Below are 21,503 nucleotides of genomic sequence, written 5' to 3'. Positions count from 1 at the left end.
TCTCCCAGCTGAGCTATAGCCCCGTAACGTAAAGCGTGTCGTGTTGACGGGCGGCATAATATGAATTCCCTTGCCAGGTGTCAACGGCAAAATGTTCCCTCCAAATTCAATCGCTGAAAAAGCACGCAACCGAATGACATTGCGAGCGTTCTCGCAACCAGGAGTTAAACGCATCACGTTTTCAACTAAAAGGATGCTATAACATGAACCACTAATTCCACACAGGCACTCAGGAAATAGCATGATCAAGGAACGAATGACGCCGGAGGAACTCGCCCATCTGACCGGTTATAGCCGACAAACCATCAATAAATGGGTGCGAAAAGAGGGCTGGGAAACGTCGCCAAGACCGGGTGTTCAGGGCGGTAAAGCACGCCTTGTCCACGTCAGCGAACAAGTGCGCGCGTTTATTCGCAGCGCTCAGCGTGCAGCCGACAGCGCAGCAGCCGCTCACTCCGCCGAAGGCAGTTTTGACTCACTTCTGCTGTCGCTGGCAAAAGAGATGTCTGAGCAGGAGCAACAGCAGCTGACCAGCCTGTTGTTGCGTGAAGGCCTCACCGGCTTGCTGTTCCGTCTGGGAATCAGGACGTAAGGCACCCGATGAAAATACTTCACAGTAAAATGACCACGCAGGAGCTGGCGAACTGCGTAGGTATGGCGAAGCAGACGATCAACCGCTGGATCCGCGAACAAAATTGGGTCACGGAACCCATTCCTGGAGTGAAAGGTGGGCGCGCCCGGCTGATTCACATCACGCCGGAAGTGCGGGATTTCCTCTCTTCAACGCCCAAACTGCGCCACCTGTCGCTCACTTTAAAAGCAGCGGAGCCTGATTCGTTTTATCACGCGCAGGACAAAGATCCCGTCTGGCGGCAAATTCAGGAAGTCCTCGGGATGATGACGCCTGAAGAAAAACAGCGCTTACAGCTGTTATTAGTGCGGGAAGGATTACGGGGTTTTCTGCAGCAGCTGAATATCGCGGACTAACGTGAATAAAAAAATGACAGGCCTGAGCCTGCCATTTTATTAAGGATGGTTACTGCTGATTTTCACGTTCAGCAATAAATGCCAGCGCTTTGTTGATGCGTGCCACGCTTCGGCTCTTACCAATAGCATGAACAGTCACATCCAGCGCCGGAGACTGGCCTGCACCGGTCACCGCAACGCGCAGCGGCATCCCCACTTTTCCCATTCCCACTTCCAGCTCATCGGCGGTAGCCTGAATGGCATGATGAACGTTTTCCGCAGTCCAGTCGGTGATAGCGTTCAGCTTATCGCGTACCACTTCCAGCGGCTGACGGGCAACCGGGCGCAGGTGTTTCTTCGCTGCGTCTGCATCAAACGCCTCAAACTCTTCATAGAAGTAACGGCAGCTCGCCGCCATCTCTTTCAGCGTTTTGCAACGCTCGCCCAGCAGTTTCACCAGCTCAGACAGCTGTGGGCCGATACGGGTATCAATGTTTTCCTGCTCAATGTGCCACTGCAGGTGCGTCGCCACATACTCTGGCGCCAGAGTATTAATGTAGTGGTGATTAAGCCACTGCAATTTTTCAGTGTTGAATGCGCTGGCTGATTTGCTGACCGCGCTCAGGGAGAAGAGCTTGATCATCTCTTCACGGCTGAAAATTTCCTGATCGCCGCTGGACCACCCCAGACGCACAAGATAGTTCAGCAGGGCTTCTGGCAGATAACCATCATCACGGTACTGCATCACGCTGACTGCACCGTGACGCTTGGACAGCTTTTTACCGTCGTCACCGTTGATCATCGATACGTGCGCGTAAACCGGCACTGGCGCATTTAACGCTTTCAGAATATTGATCTGACGCGGAGTGTTGTTGATGTGGTCTTCACCACGGATCACGTGGGTGATTTCCATATCCCAGTCATCAACCACTACGCAGAAGTTGTAGGTTGGCGAACCGTCGGTACGACGGATAATCAGATCGTCCAGCTCCTGGTTGCTGAACTCAATCGGACCGCGAATCTGGTCGTCGAAAATAACGGAACCGTCCTGCGGATTGGCAAAACGCACCACGCAAGGTTCGTCAGCGGTATGATGTTCGTGACCATGGCGGCAGCGGCCGTCATAGCGCGGCTTCTCACCTTTTGCCATCTGTTCTTCACGCAGAGCATCCAGACGCTCTTTAGAGCAGTAGCATTTATATGCCGTGCCGGCGACCAGCATCTCATCAATCACCGCGTTGTAGCGATCGAAACGTTTAGTCTGGTAATAAGGGCCTTCATCCCACTCCAGGCTCAGCCAGTTCATGCCGTCCATAATAGCTTCGATAGCTTCCGGCGTGGAGCGCTCGAGGTCGGTGTCTTCAATACGCAGCACGAACTCACCGTCGTGGTTGCGAGCAAAAAGCCAGGAATAGAGAGCAGTACGAGCACCGCCGACGTGCAGATAGCCGGTCGGGCTAGGCGCGAAGCGAGTTTTGATTTTCATGAAATGGCCTTACGTTTAGAAAGTTGCCGACAGCCGGCAAATCCTGGGGGAAAAATAATGGGCAATATTCTATCACTCCCACCTGAATCCTCAATGTCGATCCCGCTGAAACGCTGCGCTTAGCGGATTTTGTTTATAAATCATGCGTCACGGGGCGATTTACGATCGTTTTGTTTAATTTTACGACGAACAAACAAAATCTTTGGAAAAGGCGTTGACTCATTTTCAACTCTCCCTATAATGCGACTCCACACAGCGGGGGTGATTAGCTCAGCTGGGAGAGCACCTCCCTTACAAGGAGGGGGTCGGCGGTTCGATCCCGTCATCACCCACCACTTTCTCGCCAGCTGAATTTCTTACTAAAAATGAAGTACCGAAGTGGGTGATTAGCTCAGCTGGGAGAGCACCTCCCTTACAAGGAGGGGGTCGGCGGTTCGATCCCGTCATCACCCACCACTTTCTCGCCAGCTGAATTTCTTACTAAAAATGAAGTACCGAAGTGGGTGATTAGCTCAGCTGGGAGAGCACCTCCCTTACAAGGAGGGGGTCGGCGGTTCGATCCCGTCATCACCCACCACTTCGGGTCGTTAGCTCAGTTGGTAGAGCAGTTGACTTTTAATCAATTGGTCGCAGGTTCGAATCCTGCACGACCCACCAATGTGGAAAGGCGCCCTAAAGGCGCCTTTTTGCTATGCGCAATTCGTCAGGATGAGACGAGTGGTATCCTGCACGACCCACCCATAACGTTTTTCAACATCCCTCTTTTTTCTTCTCAAGCCTTTATTCTATTCTGCCGATAACTCTTTTTTCATCCCTGAAAGGAGTTCACGATGACCAGCATTTCCATGCCCTCTTCTTCTGCCCCAGGATTACAAACAACCACCAGCACTGCCGCGCCACAGGGCAACGACACCTCATCGCAAATCACGCGTATCACACAGCAAATCACCAAACTGACCCAGCAGCTGAAAACCATTGCTGATGGTCCTGGCGATGCCGATGAGAAACAGAAACAGGCGGAGCTGATTCAGGAGCAGATCACGATGCTCGAAGCCCAGCTGGCACAGCTTCAGCGCCAGCAGGCGGAAAAAGAACAGGATCAGCAAACGGCATCAGCCCCTGTGACAGGGGTCAATAACCCGTCTGAAGACCATCAAATAGATATTTACGTCTGATACAGCGGATCGTGTTTCCGGGCGGCGGTCAGCGCTTCTGCCTGCTCACCGACAACATCCCACAGCGCCTGCGCCGCCGTCGAAAGCGATCGATTTTTGCGCCTGGCCAGCATCAGCTGCCGCTGAACCACGGGGGTCAGGCGCTTAACCGTCAACTGGCTTCCCTGCGGTAACGGCAACGCCAGAGCGGGTAAAATGCTGATCCCAATCCCCGCCTCAACCATAGGAAAGAGCGTCGCCGGATGGCCAATTTCCTGCACAATACTGGCTGTTATGTTATGAGCCTGCAGCGCAGCATCGATAAGCGGGCGACTGCCCGATGCATAATCCTGTAATACAAGGCGCGTGTTTTCCAGAGCCTGCCAGGTCACCTCCGGCAAGCTGGCAAACGGATGATCCTGATGACAGAGCACGAAAAACGGCTCCGAGAGAATCGACTCGCACTGTAAATCTCCGACGGCGCCCGGATCAATCACGATGCCAAAATCCACTTCCCCCTGACGAATGCTTTCCAGCACCCACCGCTGCGGACGATCGTGGAGGACAAAATCAATCTCCGGGTAGCGCCGGTTGCTGGCAGCAATGCACTGAGGAATCAGATGCGCCGAGATCGTCTGACTGGCCGCCACGCGCACTGTGCCTGTGAGCTGTTGTCCTACTCGCCCGGCTTCGCGCAATGTGCTGTTCAGTTCATCCAGCAATCGCTCAAGCCTGGCGGCCAGTTGCTGCCCGGCCTCAGTCAGCACAACCTCCCGGGTGGTCCGGTCAAGCAGGCGCACACCGGTCTGGTGCTCCAGCTCTTTGACGCTATGGCTGACGGCCGACTGGCTGAGGCCAATTATCTCCCCTGCCCGACTGAAGCTTTTGGCCTGTGCGACGGTGATAAACACCTTTAACTGGCGGAGCGAATAATTCATGGGATAAATTCATCAATGGATGCAATAAATCAATTTTATTTCTCAAAGTGAAATAAGCACAATAGCAGCATCGACTTTTCAGGAGCGTTTATGAAACTTTTTCGCATTCTCGATCCGTTCACGCTGACGCTAATCTGTACCGTATTGCTTGCCTCCCTGTTCCCCGCTCGCGGTGGCTATGTTCCGTTTTTTGAAGGCCTGACCACCGCCGCCATCGCCCTGCTGTTCTTTATGCACGGCGCTAAACTCTCCCGCGAGGCCATTATTGCGGGCGGCAGCCACTGGCGATTACATCTTTGGGTAATGTGCAGCACCTTCGTTCTGTTCCCGGTTTTAGGCGTGCTCTTCGCCCGTTGGGCGCCAATCGATGTTGATCCCGCACTCTACAATGGCTTCCTGTATCTCTGCATTTTGCCTGCCACCGTACAATCGGCGATTGCTTTCACTTCTATGGCGGGCGGCAACGTTGCCGCTGCGGTGTGTTCAGCCTCCGCATCGAGCCTGCTCGGGATTTTCATCTCCCCCCTGCTGGTCGGCCTGCTGATGAACCTCCACGGCGCGGAAGGCAGCCTGGAGCAAGTCGGCAAAATCATGCTTCAGCTGTTGCTTCCGTTCGTGCTCGGCCACCTCTCACGCCCATGGACCGGTGCATGGGTGGCACGAAATAAGAAATGGATTTCCAAAACTGACCAGACCTCCATTCTGTTAGTGGTTTACTCGGCCTTCAGCGAAGCCGTCGTTAACGGTATCTGGCATAAAGTGGGCGTGGGATCGCTGCTGTTTATCGTGGTTGTAAGTTGCGTGCTGCTGGCGATTGTGATTGCGGTTAACACCGTGGTGGCGCGTAAATGCGGATTTAATAAAGCCGATGAAATTACGATTGTCTTCTGCGGCTCGAAAAAGAGTCTGGCCAACGGTATCCCGATGGCCAACATTCTCTTCCCGACGGCGATGATCGGCATGATGGTGCTGCCGTTAATGATTTTCCATCAAATCCAGCTGATGGTCTGCGCCGTGCTGGCACGACGCTATAAGCAACAGGCCGAAGCGCGACAGGCGAAAGCGGCCGCTGATGAAGCGAAAGCCTAACGGCCGCGCTTGAGGGGCTGCACCAGATGCGTCAGCCCCTCTGTTTTGATAAGCAGCGTAATCGCCATCAGCTCACCCAGCCGCCCGGCTGGAAACTCATCCTTGCGGGCGAACCACAGAAGGTATTCTTCCGGCAGATCAATCAGCATCCGGCCTTTGTATTTCCCGAACGGCATCTCGGTGTTGGCTATCTCAATCAGCTGCTCTTTTTCCACTTTACGCTCCCAGCAACCGCAACATTTCTGCTTCGTCGATCACCTCGATACCCAGCTCCTGCGCTTTAGCCAGTTTTGAGCCCGCTGCCTCGCCGGCAATTACCAGATCGGTTTTCTTCGATACGCTGCCAGCCACTTTCGCACCGAGTTCAACCAGGCGGGCTTTCGCATCATCGCGTGACATCTGGCTCAGGCTGCCGGTCAGTACTACAGTTTTGCCGGCAAACGGACTGTCAATTTCTTCTGCTTTGATAATAACGGGAGCAGGCCAGTGCACGCCCTCGGCTTGCAGCTGTTGAATGACCTCACGATTGCTCTCTTCAGCAAAGAAGTTAAACACGTGCGTGGCGACCACAATGCCAACATCGGGGACTTTTTGCAGCTCCTCAATCGAGGCGCTTTCCAGCGCATCCAGCGCCCCAAAATGCGCAGCCAGCCCTGCTGCCGTCGCTTCACCCACTTCACGGATGCCCAGCGCATAGAGGAAGCGCGCAAAGGTCGTTTCTTTGGCTTTCTCCAGCGCGTTGACCACGTTCTGGGCCGATTTTGGCCCCATCCGATCGAGTCCGGTGAGCTTGCCTGCCGTCAGGCGGAACAAGTCAGCAGGCGTGTGGACATACTCTTTTTCGACCAGCTGATCGATGATTTTGTCACCCATGCCGTCAACGTCCAGCGCGCGGCGGGAAACAAAGTGCTTCAGCGACTCTTTACGCTGTGCGCCACAAATCAGGCCACCGGTACAGCGAGTGACCGCTTCGCCTTCGACGCGCTCGACGTCCGAGCCGCAAACCGGGCAGTGCGTGGGGAACTCGACTTCCCGGGTCTCTTCCGGGCGCTCTGAAAGCACCACATTCACAACCTGTGGGATCACATCCCCGGCACGGCGAATCACCACTTTGTCACCAATGCGCAGGCCCAGACGTTCGATCTCGTCAGCGTTATGCAATGTCGCGTTGCTGACCAGAACGCCCGCCACCTGCACGGGCTCCAGGCGCGCAACGGGCGTGATAGCCCCGGTGCGTCCGACCTGAAACTCCACGTCGCGCACAAAGGTCATTTGCTCCTGCGCCGGGAACTTAAACGCCACCGCCCAGCGCGGGGCGCGAGCGACAAAGCCAAGCTGTTCCTGTAGCTCGAGCGAATCGACTTTAATCACCACACCGTCGATATCGAACCCCAGATGCGGGCGATCTTCCTCGACCTGATGGTAGTAAGCGAGTACTTCCTCCGGTGAACCGCACAGCTTCACGCGGTTGCTGACGGGCAAGCCCCACGCCTTAAACTGCTGAAGGCGCCCCAGATGACTGCGCGGCAGTTCGCCGCCTTCGAGCACGCCGACGCCGTAGCAGAAGAAAGTAAGCGGTCGCTTCGCGGTAATGCGTGGATCAAGCTGACGCAGCGAACCCGCCGCAGCGTTACGCGGGTTGGCGAACAGCTTACCGCCCGTACGGCGCGCATCGTCATTGATTTTTTCAAAGCCCGACTGAGGCAGGAAAACTTCACCGCGCACTTCCAGACGCGCAGGAATATTCTCTCCGTGCAGCTTCAGCGGAATAGCGCGAATGGTACGCACGTTGGCGGTAATATCCTCGCCAGTGGTACCGTCTCCCCGAGTGGCAGCCTGCACCAGCACGCCGTTTTCATACAGAATGCTGACCGCCAGGCCATCCAGCTTCAGCTCACAGCAATAGGTCAGCGCGTCTGTGCTTTTCAGCCTGTCCTGCACGCGCTTGTTGAACGCAACGAAGCTCTCTTCATCAAAAACGTTGTCCAGCGAAAGCATCGGCACTTCATGACGAATCTGGCTGAAAGCGGTCAGCGGTGCGGCACCTACGCGCTGGGTGGGCGAATCCGGGGTAACAAGCTCAGGGTGCTGAGCTTCAAGCTCGCGCAATTCGCGCATCAGGCGGTCATATTCCGCATCCGGTACTTCCGGGGCATCCATGACGTGATAGAGGTATTCGTGATGGCGAAGCGTGGTTCGCAGTTCTGTCAGCTGTTGTTCGATTGATTGCATATCTCACCATCAATGATAAAAAACCCCCGACAGGCGGGGGTTCTGGAAGGGATTGCGACGCGCCAGAGTATCAGGCGTTGGCGTCTTTTACTTCGCGGATACGATCCTGATACTCACGCACTTTCTGCGGGGTAATCATCCGGCGCTGGTCATCAAGCACCACGCCGCCGACTTCGTCCGCGATGTACTGCGCAGACTGGAGCATCAGCTTAAAGTTTTGCAGCTCATCGCCGTAGGATGGCACCTGCATGAAAATGGTCACGCCAGGCGTTTGCATATCGCCCATGTTTTCCGGGTCGAAGGTGCCGGGCTTCACCATATTGGCGAGGCTGAACAGCGCCGGGCCACCGCCGCCAGGATTGAGATGGCGATGGTAAATGTTCATATCACCAAACACAAAGCCGGACTGCTCAACGCTGTTGCGCAGGAGTTCACCATTGATGAACGACCCCTGATGCGCGGCAACGCTGAGAACGATAACCGCCTCTTTGCGCTCAGCTTTTACAGGCTGTGGTGCTTCTGTAGCCGCAGGCTGCGTTTCTGGCGCGGGCTGAGGAGCAGCTGCCGGTTGCTGAGCAACAGGCTGCGGATCAGCAACAGCAGGCTGATGGGGCTGTGGAGCGGGTTGTGCGGCCTGCGGTGCAGAGACTGGCTGCTGATACTGCGGCGCAACGGGCTGCTGCGGCGCGGCATGCGGCTGATGCACAGGTGCGTGCTGCAGCTCTGCAGACGGCTGTACCGGAGCCTGATGCTGATGCACAGGCTGTTGGCGCACGGGTTGCTGCTGCGGCTGAACCGGCTGGCGTACAGGCTCGTCATGACGCACAGGCTGTTGCACCTGACGTTCATAAGGAGGCTGATACTGGTGCTGCGGAGCCTGACGGGTAGCGTCATGCTCCCCGGTATTCACGTTCTGGGCAGGGTTCACCCGATGAACGCGAACTTCACCTACGCCTTCAACATCGTCATCGAAGCCGTCGTCATCGGACTCATCGTCGTGACGCGATTTCATGCGTTTCATTGGGCGATCGCGGAACATTGAGGAACGTTCTTTGCGGCTGGTCCAGAAACCATGAACCAGTAATGCAATTATGGCGATCGCGCCAACAATGATTAATATCAGACGCAAATCCTGCATCATTATATTCTCTGTTGTTCTAACACCTTGCCACCACGGCAAACATTTACTCACTAAGAGTATTTGCCCATTACGTCAAGTGCAAGTGCGTACCGGGAAATCGGACGATAAAGATGAACCAAATCGTGCTTTTTGCTGTTTTTTCGAACATTTCTGAACTGGTCATCGTCTGACAACCCGATAAACTGGTCGCGCAACCGCCAGGACTTTGACAAAAGGAGTCTCCCCTGACCATGGTTTCCTCTTCCGTTCCCCGCAGTGGGGTATATTACTTTTCCCAGGGCTGGCAGCTGATTCGCCTGCCCGGCCTGCGTCGTTATGTTTTTATGCCGCTGCTGGTCAATATCATCCTGATGGGCGGCGCTTTCTGGTGGCTGTTCAGCAAACTGGGCAACTGGATCCCGGCGATGATGCAACACGTGCCAGACTGGCTACAGTGGCTGAGCTACCTTCTCTGGCCGATTGCGGTGATTTCCGTGCTGCTGGTATTTGGCTATTTATTCTCGACCATCACCAACTGGATTGCCGCGCCTTTCAGTGGGCTGCTGGCCGAACAGCTTGAAGCACGACTGACGGGCGCGACGCCGCCGGACACCGGCATTTTCGGCGTGCTGAAAGATGTACCGAGAATAATGAAACGCGAATGGCAAAAGCTGGCCTGGTATCTGCCACGGGCAGTAGTTTTGCTGGTTCTCTACTTTATTCCCGGCATCGGACAGACGGTGGCCCCGATACTTTGGTTCCTGTTCAGCGCGTGGATGATGGCTATCCAGTACTGCGATTACCCGTTCGATAACCATAAAGTGCCGTTCAAAACGATGCGGGAAGCGCTGCGCGCCCGGAAAGTCACCAATATGCAGTTTGGCGCGCTAACCAGCCTGTTTACGATGATTCCAATCCTCAACCTGGTGATCCTGCCAGTGGCAATTTGCGGTGCAACGGCCATGTGGGTCGACTGCTATCGCGATAAGCACGCCCTCTGGAAGTGATTGTCTTCTGTCTATAAAAGTAAATAAGGAGTGGCTTTTGCCACCCCTTATTCCATACTGATAACCTTTATTTCACATCAGCATATCGATATGCGAAAACTTTCCTTCCGCATCATGACCATCCGCGTATGCTGGTGTCGTTTCCCAAATTTCAGACAGTTAAGGACGGGCTATGAGTAAGATTTTTGAAGATAACTCGCTGACAATCGGTCATACGCCGCTGGTTCGACTGAACCGAATCGGTAATGGACGCATCCTCGCGAAGGTGGAATCACGCAACCCGAGCTTCAGCGTCAAATGCCGCATCGGTGCCAACATGATTTGGGATGCCGAAAAACGTGGCGTGCTCAAGCCAGGCGTTGAGCTGGTGGAACCCACCAGCGGCAACACCGGTATTGCGCTGGCTTATGTGGCTGCCGCACGCGGCTACAAGCTCACGCTGACCATGCCGGAAACCATGAGTATCGAACGCCGTAAGCTGCTGAAAGCGCTGGGTGCTAACCTGGTGCTGACCGAAGGCGCTAAAGGGATGAAGGGTGCCATCCAGAAAGCGGAAGAGATCGTCGCCAGCGACCCTGAAAAATTCCTGCTGCTGCAACAGTTCAGCAACCCGGCGAACCCGGAAATCCACGAAAAAACCACCGGCCCGGAAATCTGGGAAGACACTGACGGTCAGGTTGATGTGTTTATTGCGGGCGTCGGCACCGGCGGTACGCTGACTGGCGTATCCCGCTATATTAAAGGCACTAAAGGTAAAACCGACCTGATTAGCGTCGCCGTCGAACCGACCGACTCGCCAGTCATCGCCCAGGCTCTGGCTGGGGAAGAAATCAAACCCGGCCCGCACAAAATTCAGGGTATCGGCGCAGGCTTTATTCCAGGCAACCTCGATCTCAAGCTCATCGATAAAGTGGTTGCCATTACTAATGAAGAAGCCATTTCCACGGCACGCCGTCTGATGGAAGAAGAAGGCATTCTCGCAGGGATTTCTTCCGGTGCCGCCGTAGCTGCTGCGCTGAAGCTTCAGGAAGACGAAACCTTTACCAATAAGACTATTGTGGTTATCCTGCCTTCTTCGGGTGAACGTTATTTAAGTACCGCATTATTTGCCGATCTCTTCACAGAGAAAGAACTGCAACAGTAATGCCAAATGTAAAAAAATGACGAAAAAAGCACCCTTCCGGGTGCTTTTTTGTGGCATACGTCATACTTTTGGCCCACCTGGCATTGCTTCCCCCCGTCGGGTCTGGTATTTAACCATCACATTTATTTTGATGCGCGAAATTATTCAGTTCAGGATTTCCGCCTGCTGAATCGATTTTATGATTTGGTTCAAGTCTTGCTTTCGCTGCATAATGTTTAATGACGAGCTAAACGTCACCGGCCAGAAGTGCCTGCCAGGATTGCGTCAGACCTTCTGCGTCGTTTCGTATCCGCCGGCGCTAATCTATACAGGCTAAAGTGTAGCCGCCAGGCTAGACTTTAGTTCCACAACACTAAACCTATAAGTTGGGGAAATATAATGTTCCAGCAAGAAGTTACCATTACCGCTCCGAACGGTCTGCACACCCGCCCTGCCGCTCAGTTTGTTAAAGAAGCTAAAGGCTTCACCTCTGAGATCACCGTGACCTCCAACGGCAAAAGCGCCAGCGCTAAAAGCCTGTTCAAACTGCAGACTCTGGGTCTGACTCAGGGCACCGTAGTGACCATTTCTGCAGAAGGCGAAGACGAGCAGAAAGCAGTTGAGCATCTGGTTAAACTGATGGCTGAACTCGAGTAAGTTCACGAGTTCTTTTTAAAATCAGTCACAAGTAAGGTAGGGTTATGATTTCAGGCATTTTAGCATCCCCGGGTATCGCTTTCGGCAAAGCACTGTTGCTGATTGAAGATGAGATTGTCATCGACCGGAAGAAAATTTCTGCCGACGGCGTCGATCAGGAAGTTGAACGCTTTCTGAGCGGTCGTACTAAAGCGTCCGCACAGCTGGAAGCTATCAAGACTAAAGCTGGCGAAACGTTCGGCGAAGAAAAAGAAGCCATCTTCGAAGGCCACATCATGTTGCTGGAAGATGAGGAGCTGGAGCAGGAAATCATAGCCCTGATTAAAGATAAACACATGACTGCTGACGCAGCAGCCAATGAGGTTATCGAAGGTCAGGCAACTGCCCTGGAAGAGCTGGATGATGAATATCTGAAAGAGCGTGCGGCTGACGTACGTGATATCGGTAAACGTCTGCTGCGCAACATCCTGGGCCTGGCGATCATCGACCTGAGCGCCATTCAGGACGAGGTTATCCTCGTCGCTAAAGACCTGACGCCATCCGAAACCGCGCAGCTGAACCTGAAAAAGGTGCTGGGTTTCATCACCGACATTGGCGGCCGTACCTCCCACACCTCCATCATGGCGCGTTCCCTCGAACTGCCAGCGATCGTGGGCACCGGTAGCGTGACCTCTGAAGTGAAAAACGGTGACTATCTGATCCTCGATGCGGTTAACAACAAAGTGTACGTTAACCCGACCAACGAAGAGACCGAAGCCCTGCGTAAGATTCAGACTCAGGTTGCTGAAGAGAAAGCTGAACTGGCAAAACTGAAAGATCTGCCGGCTATCACCCTCGACGGTCATCAGGTAGAAGTATGTGCCAACATCGGTACCGTTCGTGATATCGACGGTGCAGAGCGCAACGGCGCTGAAGGTGTCGGTTTGTACCGTACAGAATTCCTGTTCATGGACCGCGACGCGCTGCCAACTGAAGAAGAACAGTTCGCTGCATACAAAGCCGTTGCTGAAGCCTGTGGCTCGCAGGCGGTCATCGTCCGTACCATGGACATCGGTGGCGACAAAGAGCTGCCGTACATGAACTTCCCGAAAGAAGAGAACCCGTTCCTGGGCTGGCGTGCAGTGCGTATCGCGATGGATCGCAAAGAGATCCTGCGCGATCAGGTTCGCGCTATCCTGCGTGCTTCTGCTTTCGGTAAACTGCGCATTATGTTCCCGATGATCATCTCTGTTGAAGAAGTTCGCGCCCTGCGCAAAGAGATCGAAATCTACAAACAGGAACTGCGCGACGAAGGTAAAGCCTTTGACGAAGCAATCGAAATCGGCGTGATGGTGGAAACCCCAGCCGCGGCGACCATTGCCCGTCATCTGGCGAAAGAAGTTGATTTCTTCAGTATCGGTACCAATGATTTAACGCAGTACACCCTGGCAGTTGACCGTGGTAATGATATGATTTCGCACCTCTACCAGCCAATGTCACCGTCCGTCCTGACGCTTATCAAGCAAGTTATTGATGCTTCTCATGCTGAAGGCAAGTGGACTGGCATGTGTGGTGAGCTTGCAGGCGATGAACGTGCTACACTTCTGTTGCTGGGTATGGGTCTGGACGAATTCTCTATGAGCGCCATTTCCATCCCGCGCATTAAGAAGATTATCCGTAACACGAACTTCGAAGATGCGAAGGTTTTAGCAGAGCAGGCTCTTGCTCAACCGACAACGGACGAGTTAATGACGCTGGTTAACAAGTTCATTGAAGAAAAAACAATCTGCTAATCCACGAGATGCGGCCCAAATTACTGCTTAGGAGAAGATCATGGGTTTGTTCGATAAACTGAAATCTCTGGTTTCTGATGATAAGAAAGACACCGGAACTATTGAGATTGTTGCCCCGCTCTCTGGCGAGATCGTCAACATCGAAGACGTGCCGGATGTTGTTTTTGCTGAGAAAATCGTGGGCGATGGCATTGCCATCAAACCAACCGGTAACAAAATGGTTGCGCCGGTTGACGGTACCATCGGCAAAATCTTTGAAACCAACCACGCGTTCTCTATCGAGTCCGACAGTGGTATCGAGCTGTTCGTTCACTTCGGTATCGACACCGTTGAACTGAAAGGCGAAGGTTTCAAACGTATCGCAGAAGAAGGCCAGCGCGTGAAAGTTGGCGATCCGGTAATCGAGTTCGATCTGCCACTGCTGGAAGAGAAAGCGAAGTCTACTCTGACTCCGGTTGTTATCTCCAACATGGACGAGATCAAAGAGCTGATCAAACTGTCCGGCAGCGTAACCGTTGGTGAAACCCCGGTTATTCGCATCAAAAAATAATTGATGCTGCATGGATAAAAAAATGGCGCCTACGGGCGCCATTTTCGTTTCTGCTCTTTGTCACTAGCGCGGCGGTAAAATCAGCTCGTCATAGCCCTTTTCAAGCGTGTAGCCCATCACTTCTACGACACGACTTCCGGCCGCGCGCACTGCGTCCTGCAAGGTGTTCCCCTGCACAACGGCGCTAATCAGCTCCGAACAAAACAGATCGCCTGTGCCTTTCAAATCGGTTGCCACACGCGGCCAGCCGCTGATATCAACGCTCTCTTTTGTCACCAGAACCACATGAATATCGTTGTCGTCCGGCACCGGCGCGCTGGTGATTGCCACCCATTTTAACGTGTCGGAAAGCAGACCTTTCGCTGCGGCAATCGCCTCGTCGAGCGTATCGCACGGCTTGCCGCTTAGCACGCCCAGCTCAAATACGTTTGGCGTGATGCCCTGCGCCAGCGGCAGAAGATGCTCACAATAGGCGGCAGGAATCTCTGGTTTCACGTACACGCCGCTGTCGGTATCGCCGATCACCGGATCGACCAGAATCATCATCTGCGGATGTTTTTCCCGCATGGCCTTCAGCCATTCAGCCAGAATAGCAATCTGGCTGGCGCTGCCCATGTAGCCGGTGGTGACGGCTTTCAGTTCGCGCAGAGCGTCACGCTCTTCCAGCGCCCGCAGGTAACCGCTGAACCACTCATCAGGAATAACCCCGCCGTAGAAAGTATCGTAATGCGGCGTGTTGCTGAACAGCACCGTCGGCACGGCCAGCACGTTCAGGTGATGCTGTTTGATATTCGGCACCGCCACGCTGTTGCCCACGCTGCCGTAGACCACCTGAGACTGCACGGCCACAATGTCGGCCTGCTGCGCCCGGGTTTTATCCCGAAAAAGTATCATTTCCATGACCGTTAAATCCCCGCCCCCTGACTGTAACTTTCTTCGCCAAACACGCCGGTCGACAGATACCGATCGCCGCGATCGCAAATAATGGCAACCACGACCGCGCCGGGATTGGCCTTCGCCACCCGCAGCGCCCCCGCGACCGCCCCGCCGGAACTCACGCCGCAGAAAATACCTTCCCGCACCGCCAGCTCACGCATGGTATTTTCTGCATCGCGCTGATGAATATCCATGACCTCATCCACCAGAGCGGCATTATAAATCCCGGGCATATATTCCGCGGGCCAGCGGCGGATCCCCGGAATACTGCTGCCCTCTTCCGGCTGCAGCCCGACGATGGTCACCGGCTTATCCTGTTCGCGAAGAAAACGAGATACGCCGGTAATGGTGCCGGTCGTTCCCATGCTGGAGACAAAGTGCGTGATTCGCTGATTTGTTTGCTGCCAGATTTCCGGCCCGGTGGTGGTGTAGTGCGCGTAAGGGTTGTCGGGATTGTTAAACTGGTCGAGAAGCTTGCCTTCACCGCGCTTCGCCATCTCAAGCGCCAGATCGCGCGCGCCTTCCATGCCCTGTTCCTTGCTGACAAGGATCAGCTCAGCGCCGTAGGCACGCATTGCCGCGCGGCGCTCCTGGCTCATGTTGTCCGGCATCAGCAGCTTCATGCGATAGCCTTTCAGCGCCGAGATCATCGCCAAAGCGATACCGGTATTGCCGCTGGTCGCCTCAATCAGCACATCACCCGGTTTGATTTCGCCGCGTGATTCCGCCTGCACAATCATGGAAAGCGCCGCACGGTCTTTAACGGATCCGGCAGGATTATTTCCTTCGAGCTTGACCCAGATTTCACTGCCGTTCGCCGGCGTCAGGCGCTGAAGCCTGACTAAGGGAGTATTGCCGATGGTGTGTTCGAGTGTTGTCACTTCTGCATTCCAATAAAAAAGCCCGGTGCGCTGTGCTTACCGGGCCTACAAAACCATGCATTTTCTTGTAGGCCGGGTAAGCGGAGCGCCACCCGGCAACATCAGGATGCAATAAAGCTATCAGGCAGATTCCGCCAGAGCAAGCTCCTCGCGGTTTTCAATCCGCGTTTTCCCGTCGTAAAGGCGTGCATGCTGTAGCCCCACAAACAGGCGCTCTCCGCGCAGTGGAGCATCATCGCCGCGCATGACAACGGTCAGCGTTTCGTTATACCAGCCGAGCGGCTGCACAACGAGCTGGGTGTAATGGCCTTTCGGGCTGGCTTCCAGCACCTGCACGGGCAGCGGAGAATCCAGGCTTGTACGGCGGCTCACGTCCACTTCCCACGGACGGAGGAACAAATCGACCGGTCCCTGATAAGCTGGCGTGTAGCCAAGCGGCCAGCGGTGCGCTCCAACGTGGAATTGCCCTCCGCGAACGGTGCCTTTCAGGCGGTTCACTTCCCCCATAAACTCCAGTACAAATCGTGTGGCTGGTTCACGCCAGACCTGATCGGGCGCGTCCACCTGCTCAATATTGCCCTGGCTCATCACCACCACGCGGTCAGCAACTTCCATCGCTTCTTCCTGATCGTGGGTCACGAACACGCTGGTGAACTTCAGCTCTTCGTGCAGCTGACGCAGCCAGCGGCGCAGCTCTTTACGTACCTGCGCATCCAGCGCACCGAACGGCTCATCCAGCAGCAGAATTTGTGGCTCAACGGCCAGCGCACGTGCCAACGCCACGCGCTGTTTCTGCCCGCCGGAAAGCTGTGCAGGGTAACGATCCGCCAGATGTGCCAGCTGAACCATTTCCAGCAGTTTGGTGACTTTGGCTTTAATTTGCGCCGCATTCGGGCGCTCACGGCGCGGCAGCACCGTCAGGCCAAAGGCGATGTTGTCGAACACCGTCATATGGCGGAATAACGCATAGTGCTGGAACACGAAGCCAACTTTGCGCTCGCGGGCGTGTAAGCGGCTAACATCCGTACCGTGGAAGCGAATCTGCCCGCTGGTCTGATGCTCCAGGCCGGCAATAATACGCAGCAGGGTAGTTTTGCCGGAGCCCGACGGCCCAAGCAGCGCCACCATCTGACCGGACGGAATATCCAAAGAAATATCATTCAGCACCTGAGTGCGCCCAAACGATTTCTTAATGCCGGCAATTTCAATGCTCATGATGCTTCTCCTGATGCACGCGTTTTTCCTGATTTTCCAGGCGCCACTGCACCACACTCTTCAAAAACAGGGTCAAAATAGCCATTAACGTCAGCAGGGCCGCGGCGGTGAAGGAACCCACTGTGTTGTAGTCCTGCTCGAGTAATTCAATCTGCAGCGGCAGCGACAGCGTTTCACCACGAATCGAACCGGAGACCACCGATACTGCGCCAAATTCACCTATCGCGCGGGCGTTGGTCAGCACCACACCGTACAGCAGCGCCCAGCGAATATTCGGCAGCGTGACCCGGCGGAACATCTGCCAGCCAGAGGCGCCGAGCAGAATCGCCGCTTCGTCCTCATTACTGCCCTGGCTCAGCATCACCGGTACCAGCTCACGCACCACAAACGGACAGGTAACGAAAATCGTCGCCAGCACCATTCCCGGCCAGGCAAACATAATTTGCAGGTTATGCGCATCCAGCCACGAACCTAGGGGACCGTTCGAGCCGTAGAACAGCAAATACACCAGACCTGCCACAACAGGTGAAACCGCAAAAGGAATATCCAGCAGCGTCAACAGCAGCTGGCGGCCCGGGAAGTTAAATCGCGTCACCAGCCAGGCCAGCAGCGTGCCGAACACCAGGTTCACCGGCACGGTGATAAGCGCAATCATCACCGTCAGCCAGATGGCATGCAGCATGTCCGGGTCGGCCAGGTTTTGCAGCACCGGCATCAGCCCTTTGCTGAATGCCTGCACAAAGATGTAAATCATCGGCACCAGCAGGATAAAGGCCGATACCAGCAGCCCGGTGCCTATAAGAAACCATTTTCCCCAGTTAATGCGGGGCGCGTCATAGCGTTTCAATTGCGTAACTTCCGCCATTAGTGACCTACCACACGTCGACCAAAGCGACTTTGCAGGGTGTTGATGGAAAACAGCAGCAGCAGCGACGCCGCCAGGATCACTGAGGCAATCGCGCTCGCCGCCGGATAGTCAAACTCCTGCAGGCGGACAAAAATCATCAGCGAGGTCACTTCCGTTTTCCAGGCAATGTTGCCCGCAATAAAGATCACCGCACCAAACTCACCGAGGCTGCGAGTAAACGACAGCGCAACCCCCGCCAGCAGCGCCGGGGAAAGCTCCGGCAGCACTACTTTACGGAAGCTCTGAATGCGCGTGGCTCCGAGCGTTTCCGCCGCTTCTTCGTATTCGGGGCCCAGCTCTTCCAGCACGGGCTGAACGGTACGCACCACAAACGGGATGCTGGTAAAGGCCATCGCCACCGCAATTCCGAGCCAGGTGTACGTCACCTTGATATCGAACTTCGCCAGCCATTCGCCATAGAAGCCATTAACAGAAAACAGAGAGGCCAGCGTCAGGCCCGCCACCGCCGTTGGCAGGGCAAACGGTAAATCCATCAGCGCGTCGAGCAGCGTGCGGCCCGGAAAACGGTAGCGCGTCAGGATCCATGCCATCAGCAGGCCAAACACGCCGTTAAAGATGGACGCCACGAATGCCGACAGCAGCGTCACTTTGTAGGCAGCCACTACCTGAGGGTTGGTGATGACTTCCCAGTACTGTGCCCAGCTCATCTGCGCCAACTGCATCACCAGCGCGCTGAGCGGCAGCAGCAGAATCAGACACACAAACAGCAGGCTGGTGCCGAGGCTTAAGGTAAAGCCCGGCAGCACTCGCCGCGAAGAGACAGCAAACATTACTTATGCCCCGCCGCCAGCAGCTTATCCAGCTCGCCGCCGCTGGCAAAATGGGTCTTCATCACTTCAGGCCAGGAGCCGAACTGATCTTCCACACGGAAGAGATCGGTTTGCGGGAATTTGTCTTTCAGCTTGTCCATCACGGTCGGGTTATTCACACGGTAGGAGTAATCGGTAATGATGGTTTGCGCCTGCGGGCTGTAAAGCCAGGTCAGATAGGCCTTAGCGGCTTCTTCCGTGCCGTTGGCTTTGACGTTTTTATCGACCCAAGTCACCGGAAACTCGGCCAGAATGTTGGTTTTCGGCACCACCACTTCGAAGCCCTGATCGGCATACTGTTTACGAATGTTGTTCACTTCGGATTCAAACGTGATCAGCACATCGCCCAGACCACGCTCAACGAAGGTGGTGGTCGCGCCACGGCCGCCGGTATCGAAGACCTGCACGTTTTTGAGGAACTGCGTCATGAACTGTTCAGTTTTGGCGTTATCGTTGCCATCGGCTTTGGCGGCTGCACCCCAGGCGGCAAGATACGTATAACGGCCATTACCGGACGTTTTGGGATTAGGGAAAACCAGCTGCACGTCGGTGCGGACTAAATCGCTCCAGTCATGAACGTTCTTCGGGTTGCCTTTGCGCACCAGGAACGCCATGGTCGAATAGAACGGCGAGCTGTTGTTCGGCAGACGGCTCTGCCAGTTGGCCGGGATAAGGTTACCTTTGTCATGCAGAATCTGTACGTCAGTCACCTGGTTGTAGGTGACCACATCCGCCTTCAGGCCCTGCAAAATCGCCAACGCCTGCTTGGATGAACCGGCATGAGACTGTTTAATCGTCAGCTTGTCGCCGCCGTGCTCTTTCGCCCACTGCTGTTCAAACGGAGGATTCAGGGCCGCAAACAGCTCGCGTGAAACGTCATAGGAACTGTTCAGCAGTTCAGTTGCCTGTACCTGGGTTGCCAGCAGCAGAGCGCCGAGCGCCAGGGTTCCTTTTTTCAGTGATGTAACGGCCATTGCGCACCCTTATCAGAATAATGACTATCTTATGGCCATCATATTTATAACGAGGATGAAAGCAGTAACGGTTTTATATACCGTTTGGTGATTTACAAGTTTAAAACAGAATAAGAGGTTACCCGACGTCGATTTGATACACTCGGCAAACAACTAATGGAGGATAAAGCCATGCGTCAAAGGACAATTGTCTGCCCGATAATTCAGAACAACGGTGAGTACCTGTTGTGCAAAATGGCAGATGACAGAGGCGTTTTCCCCGGCCAGTGGGCCCTCTCCGGTGGCGGAATGGAGCCCGGAGAAACCATGGAGCAGGCGCTGCTACGGGAGATTGCCGAGGAGCTGGGCGATAAGCTGGAAATCAGCCAGATCGCGCCGTGGCACTTCCGTGACGATACGCGAATCAAAACCTACGCCGATGGCACACAGGAAGAAATTTACATGATTTACCTGATGTTTGACTGCGTCAGCGCCAATCGGGACATTACGCTTAATGAAGAGTTTCAGGCCGTGGCGTGGGTGCGGCCAGAGAAGCTGGGTGAATACGATTTGAACGTGGCGACGCGCCAGACGTTTATCGATAAGGGATTATTGTAGATTGTATTGCCCGGTGGCGGCTACGCCTTACCGGGCCTGTATTTTGCAGGCCGGTGCAAGCGCAGCGCCGCCCGGCATAGTGATTTTTACAGCGCCAGCAATTTATCCAGGGAAGGGGCGAAGTAGTAACCGCCGGTCACCGGTTTGGTGAAACGCAGCATCGCGTCACGCTTGCCGTCTGTGTCACCAAACATGCTCAGCAGCTGCTGCTCAATATTGTACAGACGCGCACAGTAGGCGCAGAAGTACAGGCCATGCGTGCCGCTGGCGGTGCCGTACGGCAGGCTCTGACGCACAATCTTCAGGCCTTTGCCGTTCTCTTTCAGGTCGACGCGCGACAGGTGCGAGGTCTCAGGACGATCGTCACCGTCGATCTCTTCGTTGGCTTCTTTGGTTCGGCCAATCATCATTTCCTGATCCGGAATGCTCATGCGGTTCAGCTGTTTGAGGTTGTGCTCCCAGCGCTGGACGAACACGTAGCTGCCGCCCGCGTCCACGCCGTCGGCAATCACCGCCACCTCACGGCGAGTTTCTTCGCCTGCCGGGTTTTCGGTGCCGTCAACGAAGCCGCTAAGATCGCGCTCTTCCACCCAACGGAAGCCGTGAATTTCTTCTTTCACGTCAATGGCTGCACCAAACGCTTCCATAGCGGCCTGAGCGACAGAGAAGTTTACGTCATGACGCAGGGAGAGGATGTGGATCAGCACATCATACTGCGTAGCCGGAGCAAGACCTTTGCCATAAGGGGTAAAATCTTTCAGTTCCTCCGCCCCCTGGCCGCCGCTGAGGCTACGCCAGGTCTCATGCCCGAATGCAACCACTGCGCCGAGATGCGCATCGGGGAATTTCGCTTCAAAGGTGGCCAGCTTATCGGCAAACACTTTGCTGCACTCACGCAGGGCGTTGACGTCCCCTTTCACATTGGCTTCAATCCAAATCGCCGCACGGCAATGTTCCGGCAAAATGCCGCTCTGAACCTGAGACATCGCTGCTCCTCCTGAAAAAACAAAAAAAGATGCCACGACATCGTGGCATTGATTGATGCGGCGTATTATACCCGCTTTTTTGT

22 protein-coding genes and 5 tRNA genes (1 of these 27 only partly in view) are annotated in these 21,503 nt (G+C 54.8%); 14 read left to right on the top strand and 13 right to left on the bottom strand.

Features of this window, described 5'->3' with window-relative positions:
• Positions 1–23, bottom strand: a tRNA-Ala gene (locus RTU33_RS02855); it reaches 153 nt to the left of the window's first position.
• A gap of 218 nt (positions 24–241) precedes the next feature.
• Between RTU33_RS02855 and RTU33_RS02850 the strand changes: the two genes are divergently transcribed.
• Positions 242–592, top strand: a complete 351-nt coding sequence (locus RTU33_RS02850) for a YfeC-like transcriptional regulator (RefSeq protein ID WP_312625146.1) — start codon at positions 242–244, stop codon at positions 590–592.
• A gap of 8 nt (positions 593–600) precedes the next feature.
• Positions 601–987, top strand: a complete 387-nt coding sequence (locus RTU33_RS02845; RefSeq protein WP_312625145.1) for a YfeC-like transcriptional regulator — start codon at positions 601–603, stop codon at positions 985–987.
• A gap of 49 nt (positions 988–1,036) precedes the next feature.
• Here RTU33_RS02845 and gltX read toward each other — a convergent pair whose 3' ends face one another.
• Positions 1,037–2,452 (bottom strand): glutamate--tRNA ligase, encoded by a 1,416-nt coding sequence (gene gltX / locus RTU33_RS02840; RefSeq protein WP_312625144.1) that lies wholly within the window; start codon positions 2,450–2,452, stop codon positions 1,037–1,039.
• A 259-nt stretch (positions 2,453–2,711) separates the two neighbouring features.
• Here gltX and RTU33_RS02835 point away from each other — a divergent pair.
• From RTU33_RS02835 to RTU33_RS02815, 5 genes are all read left to right on the top strand, one after another.
• Positions 2,712–2,787 (top strand) — tRNA-Val (locus RTU33_RS02835).
• Between the two features lie 45 nt (positions 2,788–2,832).
• Positions 2,833–2,908: transfer RNA gene (locus RTU33_RS02830), tRNA-Val, on the top strand.
• A 45-nt stretch (positions 2,909–2,953) separates the two neighbouring features.
• Positions 2,954–3,029: transfer RNA gene (locus RTU33_RS02825), tRNA-Val, on the top strand.
• Positions 3,030–3,033: 4 nt separating this feature from the next.
• Positions 3,034–3,109, top strand: a tRNA-Lys gene (locus tag RTU33_RS02820).
• A gap of 173 nt (positions 3,110–3,282) precedes the next feature.
• Complete coding sequence (locus RTU33_RS02815) at positions 3,283–3,627, top strand: FlxA-like family protein (RefSeq protein ID WP_312625143.1); 345 nt, start codon at positions 3,283–3,285, stop codon at positions 3,625–3,627.
• On the opposite strand, the gene RTU33_RS02810 is transcribed toward RTU33_RS02815, so the two are convergent.
• Complete coding sequence (locus RTU33_RS02810; protein ID WP_312625142.1) at positions 3,618–4,544, bottom strand: LysR family transcriptional regulator; 927 nt, start codon at positions 4,542–4,544, stop codon at positions 3,618–3,620. The genes RTU33_RS02815 and RTU33_RS02810 overlap by 10 nt on opposite strands.
• A gap of 90 nt (positions 4,545–4,634) precedes the next feature.
• On the opposite strand from RTU33_RS02810, the gene RTU33_RS02805 reads away from it, so the two are divergent.
• Entirely contained in the window at positions 4,635–5,633 is a 999-nt protein-coding gene (locus tag RTU33_RS02805) for a bile acid:sodium symporter family protein (RefSeq protein WP_312625141.1), read from the top strand.
• Here RTU33_RS02805 and RTU33_RS02800 read toward each other — a convergent pair.
• From RTU33_RS02800 to zipA, 3 genes are all read right to left on the bottom strand, one after another.
• Positions 5,630–5,848, bottom strand: a complete 219-nt coding sequence (locus tag RTU33_RS02800; protein WP_097163179.1) for a DUF3820 family protein — start codon at positions 5,846–5,848, stop codon at positions 5,630–5,632. The two genes, RTU33_RS02805 and RTU33_RS02800, sit on opposite strands and share 4 nt — an antisense overlap.
• Before the next feature lies 1 nt (position 5,849).
• Positions 5,850–7,865, bottom strand: coding sequence for an NAD-dependent DNA ligase LigA (gene ligA / locus RTU33_RS02795; RefSeq protein ID WP_312625140.1), 2,016 nt, complete (start codon positions 7,863–7,865; stop codon positions 5,850–5,852).
• A gap of 70 nt (positions 7,866–7,935) precedes the next feature.
• Positions 7,936–9,006, bottom strand: coding sequence for a cell division protein ZipA (gene zipA, locus RTU33_RS02790; protein WP_312625137.1), 1,071 nt, complete (start codon positions 9,004–9,006; stop codon positions 7,936–7,938).
• A 230-nt stretch (positions 9,007–9,236) separates the two neighbouring features.
• On the opposite strand from zipA, the gene cysZ reads away from it, so the two are divergent.
• The 5 genes from cysZ to crr all read left to right on the top strand — a co-directional run bounded on the left by cysZ (position 9,237) and on the right by crr (position 14,094).
• Entirely contained in the window at positions 9,237–9,992 is a 756-nt protein-coding gene (cysZ, locus tag RTU33_RS02785) for a sulfate transporter CysZ (RefSeq protein WP_312625135.1), read from the top strand.
• 172 nt (positions 9,993–10,164) lie between these two features.
• Positions 10,165–11,136 carry a cysteine synthase A gene (gene cysK / locus RTU33_RS02780; protein ID WP_312625134.1) on the top strand — a complete coding sequence of 324 codons (972 nt, stop codon included), beginning with the start codon at positions 10,165–10,167 and terminating at the stop codon, positions 11,134–11,136.
• 378 nt (positions 11,137–11,514) lie between these two features.
• Positions 11,515–11,772: a phosphocarrier protein Hpr gene (ptsH, locus tag RTU33_RS02775; protein WP_000487600.1), complete on the top strand. Its 258-nt coding sequence runs from the start codon at positions 11,515–11,517 to the stop codon at positions 11,770–11,772.
• 44 nt (positions 11,773–11,816) lie between these two features.
• On the top strand, positions 11,817–13,544 hold the full coding sequence (ptsI, locus tag RTU33_RS02770; protein ID WP_312625132.1) for a phosphoenolpyruvate-protein phosphotransferase PtsI: 1,728 nt from the start codon (positions 11,817–11,819) through the stop codon (positions 13,542–13,544).
• 40 nt (positions 13,545–13,584) lie between these two features.
• The gene (crr, locus tag RTU33_RS02765; protein ID WP_000522253.1) at positions 13,585–14,094 is read left to right on the top strand and encodes a PTS glucose transporter subunit IIA; all 510 of its coding nucleotides are present in this window, start codon (positions 13,585–13,587) and stop codon (positions 14,092–14,094) included.
• Between the two features lie 63 nt (positions 14,095–14,157).
• Here the strand turns inward: crr and pdxK are convergent, their stop codons facing one another.
• The 6 genes from pdxK to cysP form a co-directional block, all read right to left on the bottom strand.
• The gene (pdxK, locus tag RTU33_RS02760) at positions 14,158–14,994 is read right to left on the bottom strand and encodes a pyridoxine/pyridoxal/pyridoxamine kinase (RefSeq protein WP_312625130.1); all 837 of its coding nucleotides are present in this window, start codon (positions 14,992–14,994) and stop codon (positions 14,158–14,160) included.
• A gap of 5 nt (positions 14,995–14,999) precedes the next feature.
• A complete protein-coding gene (gene cysM, locus RTU33_RS02755) occupies positions 15,000–15,911 on the bottom strand; it encodes a cysteine synthase CysM (protein WP_312625129.1) in 912 nt (303 codons plus the stop codon).
• Positions 15,912–16,031: 120 nt separating this feature from the next.
• Positions 16,032–17,126: a sulfate/thiosulfate ABC transporter ATP-binding protein CysA gene (gene cysA, locus RTU33_RS02750; protein WP_312625127.1), complete on the bottom strand. Its 1,095-nt coding sequence runs from the start codon at positions 17,124–17,126 to the stop codon at positions 16,032–16,034.
• A complete protein-coding gene (gene cysW, locus RTU33_RS02745) occupies positions 17,116–17,991 on the bottom strand; it encodes a sulfate/thiosulfate ABC transporter permease CysW (RefSeq protein ID WP_312625125.1) in 876 nt (291 codons plus the stop codon). The genes cysA and cysW overlap by 11 nt, the downstream gene beginning before the upstream one ends.
• Positions 17,991–18,824 carry a sulfate/thiosulfate ABC transporter permease CysT gene (gene cysT, locus RTU33_RS02740; protein WP_064326924.1) on the bottom strand — a complete coding sequence of 278 codons (834 nt, stop codon included), beginning with the start codon at positions 18,822–18,824 and terminating at the stop codon, positions 17,991–17,993. Before cysT ends, cysW begins: the two co-directional genes overlap by 1 nt.
• Positions 18,824–19,837, bottom strand: coding sequence for a thiosulfate ABC transporter substrate-binding protein CysP (gene cysP, locus RTU33_RS02735; RefSeq protein ID WP_312625122.1), 1,014 nt, complete (start codon positions 19,835–19,837; stop codon positions 18,824–18,826). The genes cysT and cysP overlap by 1 nt, the downstream gene beginning before the upstream one ends.
• 171 nt (positions 19,838–20,008) lie before the next feature.
• Between cysP and nudI the strand changes: the two genes are divergently transcribed.
• On the top strand, positions 20,009–20,434 hold the full coding sequence (gene nudI, locus RTU33_RS02730) for a nucleoside triphosphatase NudI (RefSeq protein ID WP_312625121.1): 426 nt from the start codon (positions 20,009–20,011) through the stop codon (positions 20,432–20,434).
• A gap of 86 nt (positions 20,435–20,520) precedes the next feature.
• Here the strand turns inward: nudI and RTU33_RS02725 are convergent, their stop codons facing one another.
• Entirely contained in the window at positions 20,521–21,420 is a 900-nt protein-coding gene (locus RTU33_RS02725) for a Dyp-type peroxidase (protein ID WP_312625120.1), read from the bottom strand.
• Between the last annotated feature and the right edge of the window lie 83 nt (positions 21,421–21,503).

The organism is Scandinavium sp. (assembly GCF_032012665.1).
In the GTDB taxonomy this organism is placed as follows: Bacteria; Pseudomonadota; Gammaproteobacteria; order Enterobacterales; family Enterobacteriaceae; genus Scandinavium.
Note: the sequence above shows the minus strand (reverse complement) of the source record. Positions and strands in the feature narration are given on the sequence as shown.

What these genes read in the sequence shown, in the direction of transcription:
- RTU33_RS02850 (WP_312625146.1), top strand. Translation starts at nt 242, where the DNA reads ATGATCAAGGAACGAATGACGCCGGAGGAACTCGCCCATCTGACCGGT.
- RTU33_RS02845 (WP_312625145.1), top strand. Translation starts at nt 601, where the DNA reads ATGAAAATACTTCACAGTAAAATGACCACGCAGGAGCTGGCGAACTGC.
- gltX (WP_312625144.1), bottom strand. Translation starts at nt 2,452, where the DNA reads ATGAAAATCAAAACTCGCTTCGCGCCTAGCCCGACCGGCTATCTGCAC.
- RTU33_RS02815 (WP_312625143.1), top strand. Translation starts at nt 3,283, where the DNA reads ATGACCAGCATTTCCATGCCCTCTTCTTCTGCCCCAGGATTACAAACA.
- RTU33_RS02810 (WP_312625142.1), bottom strand. Translation starts at nt 4,544, where the DNA reads ATGAATTATTCGCTCCGCCAGTTAAAGGTGTTTATCACCGTCGCACAG.
- RTU33_RS02805 (WP_312625141.1), top strand. Translation starts at nt 4,635, where the DNA reads ATGAAACTTTTTCGCATTCTCGATCCGTTCACGCTGACGCTAATCTGT.
- ligA (WP_312625140.1), bottom strand. Translation starts at nt 7,865, where the DNA reads ATGCAATCAATCGAACAACAGCTGACAGAACTGCGAACCACGCTTCGC.
- zipA (WP_312625137.1), bottom strand. Translation starts at nt 9,006, where the DNA reads ATGATGCAGGATTTGCGTCTGATATTAATCATTGTTGGCGCGATCGCC.
- cysZ (WP_312625135.1), top strand. Translation starts at nt 9,237, where the DNA reads ATGGTTTCCTCTTCCGTTCCCCGCAGTGGGGTATATTACTTTTCCCAG.
- cysK (WP_312625134.1), top strand. Translation starts at nt 10,165, where the DNA reads ATGAGTAAGATTTTTGAAGATAACTCGCTGACAATCGGTCATACGCCG.
- ptsH (WP_000487600.1), top strand. Translation starts at nt 11,515, where the DNA reads ATGTTCCAGCAAGAAGTTACCATTACCGCTCCGAACGGTCTGCACACC.
- ptsI (WP_312625132.1), top strand. Translation starts at nt 11,817, where the DNA reads ATGATTTCAGGCATTTTAGCATCCCCGGGTATCGCTTTCGGCAAAGCA.
- crr (WP_000522253.1), top strand. Translation starts at nt 13,585, where the DNA reads ATGGGTTTGTTCGATAAACTGAAATCTCTGGTTTCTGATGATAAGAAA.
- pdxK (WP_312625130.1), bottom strand. Translation starts at nt 14,994, where the DNA reads ATGGAAATGATACTTTTTCGGGATAAAACCCGGGCGCAGCAGGCCGAC.
- cysA (WP_312625127.1), bottom strand. Translation starts at nt 17,126, where the DNA reads ATGAGCATTGAAATTGCCGGCATTAAGAAATCGTTTGGGCGCACTCAG.
- cysW (WP_312625125.1), bottom strand. Translation starts at nt 17,991, where the DNA reads ATGGCGGAAGTTACGCAATTGAAACGCTATGACGCGCCCCGCATTAAC.
- cysT (WP_064326924.1), bottom strand. Translation starts at nt 18,824, where the DNA reads ATGTTTGCTGTCTCTTCGCGGCGAGTGCTGCCGGGCTTTACCTTAAGC.
- cysP (WP_312625122.1), bottom strand. Translation starts at nt 19,837, where the DNA reads ATGGCCGTTACATCACTGAAAAAAGGAACCCTGGCGCTCGGCGCTCTG.
- nudI (WP_312625121.1), top strand. Translation starts at nt 20,009, where the DNA reads ATGCGTCAAAGGACAATTGTCTGCCCGATAATTCAGAACAACGGTGAG.
- RTU33_RS02725 (WP_312625120.1), bottom strand. Translation starts at nt 21,420, where the DNA reads ATGTCTCAGGTTCAGAGCGGCATTTTGCCGGAACATTGCCGTGCGGCG.